This window comes from Gemmatimonadaceae bacterium (assembly GCA_036273715.1).
Taxonomy (GTDB): Bacteria; Gemmatimonadota; Gemmatimonadetes; order Gemmatimonadales; family Gemmatimonadaceae; genus JADGGM01.
The window spans coordinates 1-14,497 of record DASUHB010000027.1 but is presented as its reverse complement, the minus strand read 5'-3'; the positions used below and the strand labels follow the sequence as shown (position 1 = coordinate 14,497).

Genomic DNA, 14,497 nt, shown 5'->3' with positions numbered 1-14,497 from the left:
GTTGATGTGCCGGTTCGTCAGCTCGATCTCGAACTGCATGTCACCAGCGGCGGGGTCGAAGCCGAGGCGCAGCGTGTCGACGTAGCTGGCATCGACTCCGGTGCGGTCGTCGAGCCACGTCTTGCCGCGCTTGGGTGCCTTGCCGTCCTCACCGCGTGGCTGCGCGTGGCGGTAGCACAGCAGGCCGTTCGCCCTGTCGGGGAGCCGCTCACACCGCTTCCCGTTAGGCCGCAGCGCGCCGCAAAGCCGCTGCCCTTGGTCGTTGTACAGCGGCTCGGTGTCTTGCTCCGTGGCGCTCATGGGTCAGTCGTCGACGACCTGCAGGTCGACGCCCTGCTTCGCGGCCTGTTCCTTCGCCGCCATGTACTTCCGCATGTCCTTCGCCTCGCTGCGCTTGATGGTGACCGGCGTCTTGCCCGACTCACCGCCACGCGTCGCGAAGCTCGGCTCCTCGTTCGGCAGGATGACCATCTCGGCGCCTAACGACGCGCACTCGGCCTCGGCGGCCTTGTACGCCTGTGGTGCGCGGACGTCGGCCCGGGTGTAGAACCGCGCCTTGTTCTCTTTGACGAGTCTCAGGCGATACGCCGCGGCGGGTTCGCCTGCGTTCGGCGGGAACTGCTCGTGGAGCGCTTCCAGTGGTGTCTTCATGGTTAGAGTCCCTCCCGTGATAGTGCCTCTTCTTCGAGCGACGGCAACCCGGCCGAGGCGTATTGCGGGTTTGCCCCCGCGCTCGGCCAACCCGCCAAGCCTTCAGGCGAGCAGGAAAGCACGTTCGCGGCAAGCCACAGCGGGAGCACGTGGTGGTTGCCTAACCGGTCGGGGTACGGGAGCCCCAATTGCTTGCTGAGCGACACCGTCTGGAGGCCTAACGCGGCAACCTGATTGACGGCGTCGACGAGGTCGGCCATCGCCAACTGGGCGGCCTGGGCGGCTTCGCGGCGCTTCGCGACGACGACGTCGAGCTGGTCGCGGATCGCGCTGTGCCGAGCAGCCGAGGCGTCTAACCGGGCGTTCTCGATCGCCTCGGCGTAGACCGGCAACGCGGCCTCGAGCCCGGTGATCTCGTCGCGGCAGTCCGCCAGGTCGCGTTTGATCGGCGACGTGTCGATCCCCTCGGACATCGCTAGCCCGAGTCGGCGGGTGATCGTGGTCTCGCGGTCGCGGGCCTGAGAACTTCCTCGACCAGCTCTGCCGATTGATCGGCGTCGAGCGCTACACGCAGCACGAGCTCCGGCACACCTTCGTGACCCACGCGGTTCGGCTCATGCCCGGCGGTATGCCGATCCGGCCGGGTGAGGTGCGCGACTGGTCGGGACACGCCAGCGAGAAGGTGCAGGCGATCTACGATCACCAGCTCAATCGTGGTGTCGTGAAGCTAGGCGAACACGTCGAGTATCGGATCGAGGACTTCCTCGACGACCCGGCCGTGATGGCGCGGTACCAGCGCGTGCGCGACGAGTGCATGCCCTGGTGCCTCACGGCTGCTGCTCGTGCTGCCGCCGAAAAAGGTACCTCTCGTGGTACCTCTCTTCGGGTCGTCGCGTAAGCCGTTGTAAGGCAACGCCGGTCGAGGCGCTCCGGCCCACGACGTACGGCGCCGAAATGTATAGGAGGGAAACGTCGGGCGGGATTACCGGATGGCGATGCGAAATGTGAAGGACGTTCATCGGCCGAATTCGTTCGATTCGCCGTGCAAGGATGTGCTCTCTTCAACCCCGCATGTGGCTTTACCTTGGCCACAATTGATCGTCTTCGCCTCGTAGGCCGTTAGCGAACGGACTGGCAGCGCGGCATAGCGGCGTTTGCCGAGTACACAAGCGTGAGATCGGGAGCGGCAGTGCGCGGGCAGTGAGGGGTTGCAATTCACCATGCAGGTTGCAATTCGCTACCGCAAACCCACCCACAAAGCTTCGAATGCGCTGCACAACTCGTTATAGCACAGCAACTTAGCAAAATGGTCGAAGCTGGCACCTCCCCTGCTTAACTCCCTGGCCGAACCCACGCTGTCACCGAATCGCGAGGTCGCTCGCGAACAACTGATCCCGGAGGATCACTCTCATGCGTTTCACCGGAAAGAAGGGCTTCACGCTGATCGAGCTGCTGATCGTTGTGGTCATCATCGGCATCCTCGCGGCGATCGCGATTCCGAAGTTCGCGAGCACGAAGGAGAAGGCGTACATCGCCTCGATGAAGTCGGACCTCAAGAACTTGGCGACGTCGGAAGAGGCTTATTACTCCGATAAGAACACGTACTCGACCGACACGACCGCGTTGAACTTCAACACCTCGACCGGCAACTCGTTGACGATCGACGACGCGACGACCACGGGTTGGAAGGCGACGATGACCAACGCCCGCGTGACCAGCATCACGAGCTGCAAGATCGGCACGGGCACGGACACGACCGGTATCGGCGTCGACGGCGTGGTGGTCTGCAACTAAGGTTAGGCTTTCAGCATGAGAGAACGGGCCAGGCGAAAAGCCTGGCCCGTTTTCTTTTGCGTTCGACCATCACGGCGGTCCCCGCGTGTGGCGCGCCGTCAGCGCGTTAGTCACGCGTTCCACCGTCGCATCGTTTGGCGTGACGAGAATGGCAATCAGATTGCCTGACAGGATGTAATGCGGCGTGTCGAGCGTCGGCATGCCGTGCAGCGTGGTATCGAGGCCTGCCGCGTCGCGAACGCGGGCGCCGCGGCCGGGGTAGATGAACACCGTGAGCGTGCCCTGTCCGAGGTGCAGTACGTGACCCGTCTGGTGCAGGCCGGGCTGTCGCACTGTCTCGCCCGAGTCCGTAAGGCCCAGACCCGCCTCTCGCACGCGGCGGATGATTTCCGGAACCGACCACGCGTCGCGAGCCAACGCTGCGCTGTCAGCAGGTGAGAGCGCCGCTGCCGACGGCGCGCGCGCCGCGTGCGCTGATGCGTCGCCGGCGCGCTGACACGCCACGACCAGGATCGCGAGCGACATGACGCATGCTGTCTGCATTCGCACACGCAACGCGGAATCAGTCGTCTCGGACAATTCGAAGCGGGATCTCGAGATCGCGGGCCCGCTCGCGGGCCGATCGCTTGGTCGCGTCGAGCACCGTGCGCTCGACGGCAGCGCTATCCGCCGAAGGAAGGTACAAGAAGCCGCTGATGGTCCGCCCGTCTACCAGGTGCGCTTCTTCGGGTCGCCGCGTGAGGCTCACCGCAACGATCGGCACAGTGTCGCGCGCCGAGGGGAGCTGCCATTCCTGACGGGGCGCCGTCGCGAGCAAGTCGTAGTCACAGATCACAACATCAAACCGCGTGAGGCGTGACGCATCCATCCCCTCACGCAGACCGATCACCGACTCGCAGTCGATGCCGGCGCTCCGCATGATCGAGCAGATGTGCTCACCCAGATAGACGTGCCGCGAGATGCATACTGCGCGCATGATGCGGCAATATAGTGCCGACGGTCGTGACAATCGTTTCGGGTTGTGAAACAGATCCGACGCCGGTCTCAACAGCCGACGAGGCGGGCGCGCACGCCCGCCCGTCGGTCGCGAATTCCGCTACGATGCGTAGCAGTAGCTGCAGCCGTGTTCCTGCGCGCGATTCACGCCCCACACGCCGCTCGGCAGCAAGGTGAAGCCCGGTATGAGGCCGGCGGTCCACTCCTTCTTCGCGGTGTCCTTGTCGATACCGAGGGCGTCGGCGCGCATCCCGCTGTAAACAGTGAGTGCGACGTTGCAGCAGCCGAACGTCACGCCGCGGTCCATCAGTTTTGCGATGTCCATCCCCGGGAACATCAGCTCGCCTTCCTTGGCGTGGAAGAACGGATTCCGCTCGGCCGGCGCCTTTGTGGCCGGATCGTCGATCTTGAACGCCTCGCCGAGCTTGTACTTCTTCCAGATCGGATCGGTGAAGGCAAGCGCAATTCCCTCGTGGCGCATCACCACGACGGCGCTCAGGTCTTTGTCGTCCAGATTGCTCGAAGCCTTGTTGGTGTCGAGGAAGATCATCGCCCAGACGAGGGAGAGGCCGTGGTTCCAGCTCACGGCATCGTACATCTGGCGATGTTTGCCGTGAACGTCCGGCCACTTTTCGACGTCGGGCGCTGCCGCATCGACGGCGGCGTTCAGTCGTTGGGGCAAGGCGCCGCCCAAGCCTAACGCAATGGACGCGGCCGCAACCTTGCCCAGGAATTCGCGTCGGGGCGTGGCCGAGGATGAGTCGTCGATCATGTGCTGCCTCCTGAGTCGTGTTGAAGTCCCGAGAAGCGGTGGACGGCAGGTACTGCCTACGGCATTCATGGACCGCTAGTGTCGTGCGGTGTCCTTCGATGCGGCGGCACGCGTCCGGTATGCGGCATCGGGCGGAGCGCCTCCGTTAGGCCAATCGTTTTCCTTACCGGGAAAGTCCGGTCGGGGGCGCGACGTAATGTACGACGCGACGTCGAATGCCTGTTGATCGTCGAGCGATCCCGGCCGGTCGAACGGCATGTTGTACCTGATGAACGCCGCCGCCGTTCGCACGCGGCTCATCCCGGCTCCGATGTTGAACGACGCCTTGCCCCAGAGCGGCGGCGCGACCGTCGTGCCGCCTCCCGTGGCTCCGTGACAGCGCGCGCACTGGGCGCCGAACAGTGCGCGGCCGCGCGTCGTATCGCCGGCAAGCGGCGTGAGCTTCGCGAGCCCCTGCCCTTCGACGGCTGCGCCGACCGGAACGCCGCGCGACAACCAGGCGAAGTAGACGACGATGTCGCGCATGTCCGGGCTGCCCATCGGCAGCGCGCGTCCGTTCAGGCTGCGACGAAAGCAGTCGTTGATCCGATCTTCGATCGTGTACGCCTCACCGCTCCGCGCATTGTAGACCGGATAGCGCGCATAGACGCCGACGAATGGCGATGCGTGCGCGCGCCGGCCGTCGTCGAGATGACAGCTCACGCAGCGCAGGCCGCTTGGCGCGTACGCCGGCAGGCTGTCGCGCGTGGCAATAAGCAGCGCCTGGCCGCGCCGGATGGAGGCGCCTAACGCACCGGACGGAATCGCGCTGTCGCTGGGCGGCCGCATGGGGACCACATCACCGGCGGCGGGCGTCGGCGCTGCCGGCGCGCTCTTTTCCACGGCCGGCGGAGACGATCCGCGACACGCCAGGAGCGATGCCACCAACACCACCACGCAACCGGCGTGCAGATGACATGGACGGAGGAGGATGGGAAGGCGCATGCGACAGGGCTGGCGGGTACGTCACGGATTTCCCCCGCCACGCCGCGTGAGCAATCCGTGACAAACGTACTGCCGATCCTAGCGCGCCCAGAGAAGAAACGCCAGAGCATTTCGCGCGCAGGTCAACTGATTGCAGATACCACGCGCGCCTCGTCCTGCAGCGCACTCGCACGCGACGGCGACTCCCAACTGAACGTTCCCTGCGGGCCTGGCTCCCGGCCGAAATGGCCGTATGCGGCCGTCGGATAATAAATGGGCCGCAACAGCTCGAGATCGCGGATGATGGCGTACGGCGTGAGGTCGAAGGCCGAAGCAACGCGAGCCTCGAGCTCTGCGCGCGGGAGATCGGATGTGCCGAACGTCTCGACCATCACCGAGACAGGTCGTGCCACGCCGATCGCATAGGCCACCTGCACCTCGCAGCGCTCCGCCAGGCCGGCGGCGACGACGTTCTTCGCCACCCATCGGGCCGCGTACGCAGCGGAACGGTCGACTTTGGACGGGTCCTTCCCGCTGAATGCGCCCCCGCCGTGGCGCGCGGCGCCGCCATACGTGTCGACGATGATCTTGCGTCCCGTTAGGCCGGTATCGGTCGCCGGGCCACCTTCGGAGAAGGCGCCGCTCGGATTCACCAGCACCGTGTCGCGCCATCCCGTGGGCAGCATCGCCTCCGGAATCACTTCCGGAATGACGGTGGCAATGACGTAGTCGCGGATCGCCGCCTGCGTCACCGTCGGCGCGTGCTGAGTCGAGACGACGATGCGCGTCACGTCCGTTGGGCGGCCATCGCGATAGCGCACCGAGACCTGCGACTTCGCGTCGGGGCGGATCCACGACGCGTCGCCTGCCTTACGCCGCCGAGCAAGCTCCTCCACCAACCCGTGCGCATACGTGATGGCCGCCGGCATGAGGGAGGGCGTTTCGCTCGTCGCATAGCCGAACATCAATCCCTGGTCGCCGGCTCCCTGTTGGTCCGCCGCGGTTTTCTTGTCGACCGCGGAGCCGATTTCGTTCGACTGCGGCTGCAGGCGGACGTCGATGCGGGCGCTCTCGTGCCCGAATCGATCGTCGAAGCCGTCGTAGCCGGTGTCCCGAATGACCTGTCGCGCCAAGCGTTCCACTTCATCGCGGCTCACGGCTTCCGCACAGCGCGTTTCGCCCGCGATGCACACGAAGTTATGCGTCACGAGGACTTCACACGCGACACGCGAGCGCGGGTCACGCGCGAGGTGGAGGTCGAGCACGGCATCGCTGATGCGATCGGCGAGCTTGTCCGGATGACCCTCGGACACGGACTCGCTGGAGAACACGAAAGAATCGGAACGGGCGGGCGTCATGAAGTGGCTCCTCTTGTGTGCAACCCCGCCACCGTGCGCGAAAACAACTCAGCCCGGTGGGCGGATACCGCCCCCGGGCTGTTTGACCATCAGGTGAGCGGTTTAGCGGAATTTTTTACGCGGCCGCAATCGCTTCAAATCGCCGCGGAATTGTCCCTTCAAGTTGGCCGGGCACCAGCACGATGTCAACGTGTCAGCGGCAATCGAACGCGAAATACGCTTCCCTGCCCGAGCGTACTCTCGACGCCGAGCGACCCGCCGAGCAACGCCAAGAGCTGACGCGAAACACTGAGACCAAGTCCGGTGCCGCCGGTGCTGCGCGTCGACAGCCGCTCGATCTGGCTGAACGGTTCAAAGATGTGACCGAGATGTTCGGGAGCGATGCCAATGCCGGTATCGCGGACGTCGATCACGACTTCGTTGTCCAAGGCACGGGTGGACACGGCGACCTGTCCGCGCTCAGTGAACTTGATCGCATTCGACAACAGGTTGACGAGCACCTGCTGCAGCTTCGTGCAATCCGTGGTGGTTGAAAGGTCCTGTCCGCCGAGTGCCGGCACGGGCTCCACGATCACGGGCAGTGATTTAGCTGCAGCCAGCGGCGCGACCAAGGCAGCGGCTGCATCGACAACAGTTGCAAGACGCACGGGCTCGAGCTTCACGCTCTCGCGGCCCGCCTCGAGTCTCGAGAACGTGAGCAACTCGTCGATGAGAGCGAGGAGGTGAGACGCGCTCGCCTCGATGCGCGACAGATGCTGGCGCTGCAGCTCGGTCACCGGACCGCTGATGCCGTCGGCCAGCAGCTCCTGATAGCCGAGGATCGATGTGAGCGGCGTGCGCAGCTCGTGACTCATGACGGCGAGGAAGTCGCCCTTGGCGCGCATCGCGGACTCGGCGTCCAGTCGTGCGCGTTGCTCGGCGGAGAACAGGCGGGCGCGCTCCAGCGCCTGAGCGCACTGTGCGGCGAAGGCCAACAGCATTGCGCGCTCTTCGGGCGAAAACGAGCGACGTTCGGGAAAGTTGAAGCTGACGACGCCGCGGAGCCGCCCGCCAAACACGAGCGGCAGCCCAGCATACGCCGCCAGATGCACCTCACGAATGATCGGCGCAACGCGCGGGTAGTGTTGTTCCCATTCGGCGAACGAATCGAGGAAGACCGGCGCGGCGCGGCGAACGACGTCGCCACCGGGCGTGCCGGTATCGACGGGATAGCGCATCCACGAGCGGACGAGGTGCTCGGGATAGCCCATCCAACAGAGAACGCGAAACGTGCGATCATCGTCGTCGAGCAAGACGACATCGCCGGCCGCGGCGCCGAACGCCGGCAGCGCCTCACGCAACACGACAGCACCGACCTGTTCTTCGCTGAGCGTGCTCGAAAGCGCCGCCGTCAGATGTTGCAGGGTCGCTGCTTGAACCGCTGCGCGCCGAGCTATCGCGAGGAGCTGGACAGGGTCGTCGCTGTACTCGTCCATGGCTATCGGATCACCTCGATCCGATTCCCTGCGCTGCCGACACGCGGTCGGGACCGGCGTTGATGGCGATTTCCCCACATTCTGACCAAGAATATACCCTGCGTGGCCGATAACGCATCGGTCGTACAATGCCTCGTGCTTTCCACGATACAGCGAAGTGGATAGCTTGCGCGCTCCTTCGACTGCTTCGGTGGCAAGAGACTCTCACGATCCGTACGCGGCGCTGCGCGTACGCGACTTCCGCCTGTTTCTGGCTGGTCGTGTGCTGTCGACGACCGGCCAGCAGATGTTGGACGTCGGCATTGGGTGGGAACTGTACGAGCGAACGCACTCCGCGCTGGCGCTCGGCCTTGTGGGGCTCGTGCTGGTGGTGCCGATCGTGGCGCTTGCGCTTCCATCGGGGCATCTGGCCGATCGCCGGGAACGGCGGGGCATCGTCCTGATCACGCAGCTGGTTCTGGCGGCGTGCTCGTTGGTTCTCGCGGCGTTGTCGTTCGAGCGCGGTCCGATCCCGCTGGTGTATGTGGCGTTGTTCATCATCGGCATCGCGCTGGCGTTCAACCGGCCGGCAACGGCGGCGATGCTGCCGCAGCTCGTGGCGCCGCAGGATTTTGCCAACGCCGTGACGTGGAACAGCAGCGGCTTTCAGATCGCGTCGGTGGTCGGTCCTGCGTTAGGCGGCGCGATCATCGGCATCCGGCGCCGTGCGGGCGCGGTGTACCTTGTGGATGCGGCGCTGGCGCTGGCGTTCTTCGTTTGCGCGTGGACCATTCGTGCGCGACGGGTGGATCAGACGGGCAAGTCGAAGGCCATGACCGTCTCGAATCTCGTGGCCGGCGTGGTGTACGTGTGGCGGACGAAGGTGATTCTGGCGGCGATCACGCTCGACCTGTTCGCGGTGCTCTTCGGCGGCGCCGCGACGCTGCTGCCGATTTTCGCGAAAGACATCTTGCACGTCGGACCCGCCGGGTTCGGATGGCTGCGCGCGGCGCCATCGATCGGGGCGTTCGTGATGGCGATCGCGATCACGCACCGTCCGCCGATGCGGCGCGCGGGGCGCAGCCTGCTGATGGCGGTGGCGGGGTTCGGCGCGGCGACGATCGGCTTCGGGTTGTCGCGATCGTTCGCGCTCTCGATGGGGCTCTTGCTGCTGGCGGGCGGGTTGGACAACATCAGCGTCGTCGTGCGCCACACGCTGGTCCAGCTGCGCACGCCGGATGCGATGCGGGGACGCGTATCGGCGGTGAACGGCGTGTTCATCGACACGTCGAACGAGTTAGGCGGATTCGAATCCGGGGTGACGGCGGCGTGGCTGGGACCCGTGATCTCGGTCGTCGCGGGCGGCGTCATCACGATTGTCGTGGTGCTGGCCGTGGCACGATTGTGGCCGGAGCTGCGCGAGATGGGCAATCTCGCCGCCGAAGACTGGGGACCGGAGCTCGAGGCGGGAAACGGCTAACGGGGAGGATGCATGCGGTTTCTCATCCGGCTGATCATCACCGCTGCGGCGCTGTGGGCGGCGACGCGCCTCATCATCGGCATCAGTTACGAGGGCGGTTGGCTCGGGCTGCTCGGCGTAGCGCTCGTGTTCGGGGTGTTGAACGCGATCGTGCGGCCGGTGCTCAAGTTCTTCACGTTCCCGCTGTTTCTGATCACGTTGGGCCTGTTCACGTTCGTCCTCAACGCGTTCATGCTCTGGCTCGCGAGTCCGGTGGCCGCTGCCTTCGGCTTGCGCTTCCATGTGCGCGGGTTCGCGGCGGCCTTCTGGGGCGCGCTGGTGGTCAGCATCGTGAGCTTCCTGCTCTCGCTGCTGGTTCCGGATCGGGAAACCGAGTAGGCGGTCAGGGGAACGCGGCGATGTCGACGGGGATGCCCCCGTTGGACGTGTGCGCGAGCCGGTGCGAATCGACGCCGATCTCTCTGCCTAACGCACGGTCGGCGAGCATCATCACCGCGCGCCACTCGACGCCGGGGCCCCGGAGCAGGCGGCCGAGCTCCTGGTAAACGTCGCGTGCAGCCGCGCGGTCGCCGACGCGGACGCCATAGGGCGGGTTCGTGACGATCCATCCCGGTTGGCGCGGCAGGGTGAGCGAGGACAACGGCTGCTGCGAGAAGCTGATGTCGGACGCGACGCCGGCGCGATCGGCGTTGTCACGGGCAGCGCCGATCGCGCCGGCGTCGCGGTCGGAGGCGTGGATCGCGGCCGGCGCCGTGGGCGACGCGGCGCCGAGCGCCGCGTCGACCATGCGGCGCCAGCGGGAAGCAGAGAATCCAGGCCACTGTTCGAAGGCGAAACGTCGTCGCGCGCCAGGCGGAATGCGCCGCGCGATGAGGGCCGCTTCGATCGGAATGGTGCCGGATCCGCAGAAGGGGTCGACGAGCGGCGCGCGTCCGTCCCATTCCGACGCGAGCAGCATCGCGGCCGCAAGCGTCTCGCGCATCGGCGCCTTGGCGGTTTGGAAGCGATAGCCGCGCCGGTGCAGCAGGTCGCCGGAGCTGTCCGCGCTCAGGAGACACGTGTCGTGGGCCACGCGCACGATGACTAACGCATGCGCCGCGTCGGCGTCGCCGGCCGTTTCGTCTTTCGCGGCGGCGCCGGCGAACGTTGCCCCCGGCACCCGCGCGGTGATGCTCGCGGCAACGCGCTCGGCGATGGCGGCGGTGTGATAGAGCCGCGACTTGTGCGCAGTCGCGCGGACGCGAACGGCGCACCGGGCGGGCAGGACCGTGTCCCACGGCAGGTCGCGGGCCCGCCGCTCGAGCTCGCCTAACGCACGGGCGCGAAAGGAGCCGAGGCGCACGACCACGCGGCTGGCGGTGCGGAGCCAGAGGTTCGCGCGCCACACGGCCTCGACACCGCCCCGAAAGGACACGCCGCCCGGTGTGATGTCGTGCGGCGTGAGGGACAGGCTTTCGAGCTCACGGGCCGCCAGGCGCTCGAGACCCGGCGCACAGATCGCGAACAGCTCGAACGGGGGCCGGGGCGCGTTAGCGGCGGGCACGAGCCGACGTGCGAGCCGGTCGAGCGCGGGGTGCGGCACCCGGCTTCGTCCGCGACACGGCATGCTTCCGTTTCCGCGTTTTCCCCGGCGCGCCGGGCGCCGCCGGCTGATCGAGGCTCCGCCACAGATACCAGCACGCAATGGTGCGGTGCGGCGCCCAGGCGGCGCCGATGGCGTGCACGCGGTCGCTGTTAGGCATTCGTCGCAGGCGATAGGCCAGCTGAATTGCCTTCCGGATGCCGAGGTCGAGGTCGGGGAGCACATCCGGGCGGCCCAACCGAAACATCAAGAACATGTGCGCGGTCCAACGGCCAATGCCTTTGACGCGGGTCAGCGCAGCGATCACCTCGTCATCGGCGAGCTCGTGGAGCCGGTCGATTGGGAGGTCGCCCGAGTGCACACGTTGCGCGAGGTCGCGCAGGTAGCCGATTTTCTGCCGGGACAGTCCTGCCGAACGGAGCTGTTCGTCGGTGGCGCTCAGCAGCGCTTCGGCCGACGGTTTGCCATCGAAGAGCGCGACGACGCGACCGTGAATGGTCGCGGCCGCTCGTCCCGACAGTTGTTGATACACGATGGCCCGCAGGACGTGGTCGAAGTGCGATCCGTCGCTGCGGGGAGCGAAGCGACAGGGGCCGACGTCGGCCATGACGCGCGCGAGCACGGGATCGCGCCGCAGGTGGGTGATAGCGTGGCGGTGCATGGGCAGAGAATTTATTCCTCGTTGGACATCCAGGTCGAGGCGCGCTGTCGTTGTGGCAAGGAACTTCGCGGCGCGATCGGGGCTAGTCAGCTAGATTCGAAATATGCATGCGCCTGCTATCATCATGTCGGGCGCACCACCACACGAACCCGGGATCCGCACATGCGAGTGAGAGACTACGCGGTGATCGCCGCGATTGCCGCCGCCACCGCGTGCGGTTCTTCGACCACGCAGCCGAAACGTGGCACGACGCCGTGTCCGAGTGGGGCGGTCAAGACGACGGCGACCCTGGATGTGGGCGGCGTCCAGGCGGTCACGAACCCGACGGCGCTCGACTGCGTCGCGTTAGCCACGACGAACGGCCAATCGGGCACGTTCCTGGTCGTAGCCGGCAACGCGGACACGGATCCGGATGTGATGGGATCGTACGACCTGGCGGTGACGGCGCCGACATCCGCGGACGTGGCGGCCGGCGACCGCCTGCGGTCCGCGGCGCTCCAATCGCCCGCGGCGGGCGGCATGTACAGCTCGATCGCCGAAGGCCGCATCCGGGCGATGGAACGGCGCGTGTTGCTGGAGAACGCCGGCGCGATGCGGGCGGCGTCGGCGTTCCTGCGCCGGAGCACGGGCCGCGTGCGCGCGGAGAGCGTGCCTAACGTCGGCGATACGTTGACCTTCAAGGTGCCCAACGCGAACGCGACGAACGCGTGCCAGACGTTCACGACGCAGCGCGCGGTCGTGAAGACGGTCGGCACGCACGGCATCATCGTGCAGGACGTGACGGCGCCGACGGGCGGCTTCAGCGCGGCGTCGTTCGATTCGATCGAGACGGAGTTCGATCAGATCATCTATCCGGCGGACACCAACCACTTCGGCAGTCCGTCGGACGTCGACAACAACGCGCACGTGTACCTGTTGTTCACGCCGCAGGTGAACGCGGCGACGAAGCGCGGCTCGAACAGCATCCTCGAGGGCTTCTTCTTCATCGGCGACCTGTTCCAGGTCAGCCAGTGCGCCGAGAGCAACCAATCGGAGTTGTTCTATCTGTTGACGCCGGACCCGACCGGCAAATTCAGCGACGTGCGGTCGACGTCGTCGGTGCGCCAGGACATTCGCGGAACGATCGCCCACGAATTCCAGCACATGATCAACGCGGGCGTCCGGTTGAGCACGGGCGCGCCGGACGAAGCCACGTGGCTCAACGAGGGATTGTCGCACTTCGCCGAGGAGCTGGTGGGCCGGGCGGAAGACAACTTCACGGACACCCAGAAACTCACCATTACCGACGTGGCGGATTTCCCGAGCCTGAACAACTTCAACGCGTTCTTCGGGCAGAACATGGCCCGCCTGCGCGAGTTCATGCTCAAGCCCGGTGCGTTAGGCGCAACGAGCGGCGATGCGGACACGTCGTTGGCGGTGCGCGGCGCGGCGTGGGCGCTGCTGCGGTACTCGGCGGACCACTATGGCGATGGGAACATCGCGGCGTTCACGCGTGCGTTGGTCGCGGGGCCCGACACGGGCGTGGCGAATCTGGTGGCGCGAACGGGCACGACGTTCGACTCGGTCACGGCCGGCTGGCTGCCGTCGCTCTACACGAGCGACGACAGCATCACGAACCTGCCGGCCCGATACACGTACCTGAGCTGGAACCTGCGCAGCATCGAAGCGGCGGTGAACCAGGGGCAGTTCCCGTTGGTGGCGGCGACGGTGTCGGCGGGGAACGCGGCGCCGGGCACGGTGGCATCGGCGGCGGCCAACTACTATGTGGTCGGGGTCCCGTCATCGGGCCCGATCGAGTTGGGCGAGCTCGCGCCTAACGGAGGACCGGTGACGTATCCGGGGGCGCGGCTTTACATCGTCCGATTGCAGTGACGGGTCGGCGCCTCGCGACCCGATGACCGGCGCACGGACGCAATGCGGCGGCTGATCAACTATTTCATTCGCGGGTTGGCCGTCACGGCGCCGCTCGCGCTGACGCTGTACGTGTGCTGGGACGTGTTTCACTGGGTCGATCAATGGCTCGGGCTGCCGATCCCCGGCGCCGGCTTCGCGATCACCGTCGCGCTGATCACGCTCATCGGGGTGCTCGCCTCGAGCCTGGTGGCGCGCGGCGCGGTATCGGCGATGGATCGCGCGCTGCAGCGGCTGCCGTTCGTGCGTCTGGTGTACGGATCGACGCGGGACTTCCTCAACGCCTTCGTCGGCGAGAAACGGCGCTTCAACAAGCCGGTGCTCCTCGCCATCGCTCCCGGCGACCAGGTCCACATGCTCGGCTTCGTGACCGCCGAATCGGTCGACGTCCTCGGCCTAACGGGATACGTCGCGGTGTACCTGCCGCAGTCGTATGGGTTCTCGGGCAACCTGCTGATCGTGCCGTCGACGCGCGTTCGGCCGTTGGCCGCGGACAGCGCGGATGTCCTGGCGTTCATTGTGTCGGGGGGCGTGTCAGGCTCCCTTAAGAGCGGACAGGGAAAGACACGAACGGACGCGGCGTGGACTTAGGGCGGACACAGAAGGACAAAAACGGACACGGGAAGGCGGACGCGGAAAGACAAGAACGGACACGGGAAGGCGGACAAGGAAAGACAAGAACGGACACGGCGCTAAGGCGGACACGGAAAGACAAGAACGGACACGGCGCGGGCCTAGCAGGCTGCGGAAATAGGGTGTGATGCAAGGTTGTCAATGGCCTGGCACTGCACAGTGTGAGCGCCGTAGCGGATGGGAAGGCCCGCGCGGGCACCGTTTTGCGGCGTTAGGCGAGCAGGTGAAGTGACCGCCCACAT

Annotated in this window: 17 protein-coding genes and 1 riboswitch; of the genes, 6 read left to right on the top strand and 11 right to left on the bottom strand. The window is 66.3% G+C overall.

The window, feature by feature from the left end; all coding sequences use genetic code 11:
* The 3 genes from VFW04_04515 to VFW04_04505 all read right to left on the bottom strand — a co-directional run.
* Positions 1-300: hypothetical protein (locus VFW04_04515; GenBank protein ID HEX5178569.1), on the bottom strand; the 300-nt coding region annotated here is incomplete at its 3' end.
* A 3-nt stretch (positions 301-303) separates the two neighbouring features.
* Positions 304-651, bottom strand: coding sequence for a hypothetical protein (locus VFW04_04510; protein HEX5178568.1), 348 nt, complete (start codon positions 649-651; stop codon positions 304-306).
* 2 nt (positions 652-653) lie between these two features.
* Positions 654-1,124: a hypothetical protein gene (locus VFW04_04505; GenBank protein ID HEX5178567.1), complete on the bottom strand. Its 471-nt coding sequence runs from the start codon at positions 1,122-1,124 to the stop codon at positions 654-656.
* 74 nt (positions 1,125-1,198) lie between these two features.
* Here VFW04_04505 and VFW04_04500 point away from each other — a divergent pair, with 74 nt between their 5' ends.
* The gene (locus tag VFW04_04500; GenBank protein HEX5178566.1) at positions 1,199-1,549 is read left to right on the top strand and encodes a hypothetical protein; all 351 of its coding nucleotides are present in this window, start codon (positions 1,199-1,201) and stop codon (positions 1,547-1,549) included.
* A gap of 512 nt (positions 1,550-2,061) precedes the next feature.
* Positions 2,062-2,445 carry a prepilin-type N-terminal cleavage/methylation domain-containing protein gene (locus VFW04_04495; GenBank protein ID HEX5178565.1) on the top strand — a complete coding sequence of 128 codons (384 nt, stop codon included), beginning with the start codon at positions 2,062-2,064 and terminating at the stop codon, positions 2,443-2,445.
* 69 nt (positions 2,446-2,514) lie between these two features.
* On the opposite strand, the gene VFW04_04490 is transcribed toward VFW04_04495, so the two are convergent.
* The 6 genes from VFW04_04490 to VFW04_04465 all read right to left on the bottom strand — a co-directional run bounded on the left by VFW04_04490 (position 2,515) and on the right by VFW04_04465 (position 8,009).
* Positions 2,515-2,988, bottom strand: a complete 474-nt coding sequence (locus tag VFW04_04490) for a hypothetical protein (GenBank protein HEX5178564.1) — start codon at positions 2,986-2,988, stop codon at positions 2,515-2,517.
* Between the two features lie 19 nt (positions 2,989-3,007).
* Positions 3,008-3,421: a hypothetical protein gene (locus tag VFW04_04485; GenBank protein ID HEX5178563.1), complete on the bottom strand. Its 414-nt coding sequence runs from the start codon at positions 3,419-3,421 to the stop codon at positions 3,008-3,010.
* Positions 3,422-3,541: 120 nt separating this feature from the next.
* Positions 3,542-4,213, bottom strand: a complete 672-nt coding sequence (locus tag VFW04_04480; GenBank protein HEX5178562.1) for a twin-arginine translocation signal domain-containing protein — start codon at positions 4,211-4,213, stop codon at positions 3,542-3,544.
* A 75-nt stretch (positions 4,214-4,288) separates the two neighbouring features.
* Positions 4,289-5,197 (bottom strand): c-type cytochrome, encoded by a 909-nt coding sequence (locus tag VFW04_04475; GenBank protein HEX5178561.1) that lies wholly within the window; start codon positions 5,195-5,197, stop codon positions 4,289-4,291.
* Between the two features lie 122 nt (positions 5,198-5,319).
* On the bottom strand, positions 5,320-6,534 hold the full coding sequence (gene metK, locus VFW04_04470) for a methionine adenosyltransferase (protein ID HEX5178560.1): 1,215 nt from the start codon (positions 6,532-6,534) through the stop codon (positions 5,320-5,322).
* Between the two features lie 81 nt (positions 6,535-6,615).
* Positions 6,616-6,690: riboswitch (SAM riboswitch) on the bottom strand.
* 29 nt (positions 6,691-6,719) lie between these two features.
* On the bottom strand, positions 6,720-8,009 hold the full coding sequence (locus tag VFW04_04465) for an ATP-binding protein (protein ID HEX5178559.1): 1,290 nt from the start codon (positions 8,007-8,009) through the stop codon (positions 6,720-6,722).
* Between the two features lie 190 nt (positions 8,010-8,199).
* Here VFW04_04465 and VFW04_04460 point away from each other — a divergent pair, with 190 nt between their 5' ends.
* Positions 8,200-9,468 carry an MFS transporter gene (locus VFW04_04460; protein HEX5178558.1) on the top strand — a complete coding sequence of 423 codons (1,269 nt, stop codon included), beginning with the start codon at positions 8,200-8,202 and terminating at the stop codon, positions 9,466-9,468.
* 12 nt (positions 9,469-9,480) lie between these two features.
* A complete protein-coding gene (locus VFW04_04455) occupies positions 9,481-9,846 on the top strand; it encodes a phage holin family protein (protein HEX5178557.1) in 366 nt (121 codons plus the stop codon).
* A 4-nt stretch (positions 9,847-9,850) separates the two neighbouring features.
* Here VFW04_04455 and VFW04_04450 read toward each other — a convergent pair whose 3' ends face one another.
* Both VFW04_04450 and VFW04_04445 read right to left on the bottom strand, forming a co-directional pair.
* Positions 9,851-11,050 (bottom strand): class I SAM-dependent RNA methyltransferase, encoded by a 1,200-nt coding sequence (locus VFW04_04450; protein ID HEX5178556.1) that lies wholly within the window; start codon positions 11,048-11,050, stop codon positions 9,851-9,853.
* Positions 10,998-11,711, bottom strand: coding sequence for a DNA-3-methyladenine glycosylase 2 family protein (locus VFW04_04445; protein ID HEX5178555.1), 714 nt, complete (start codon positions 11,709-11,711; stop codon positions 10,998-11,000). Before VFW04_04445 ends, VFW04_04450 begins: the two co-directional genes overlap by 53 nt.
* A 162-nt stretch (positions 11,712-11,873) precedes the next feature.
* On the opposite strand from VFW04_04445, the gene VFW04_04440 reads away from it, so the two are divergent.
* A complete protein-coding gene (locus VFW04_04440; protein HEX5178554.1) occupies positions 11,874-13,583 on the top strand; it encodes a hypothetical protein in 1,710 nt (569 codons plus the stop codon).
* A 42-nt stretch (positions 13,584-13,625) separates the two neighbouring features.
* The gene (locus VFW04_04435; GenBank protein HEX5178553.1) at positions 13,626-14,213 is read left to right on the top strand and encodes a DUF502 domain-containing protein; all 588 of its coding nucleotides are present in this window, start codon (positions 13,626-13,628) and stop codon (positions 14,211-14,213) included.
* Positions 14,214-14,497: the final 284 nt, after the last annotated feature.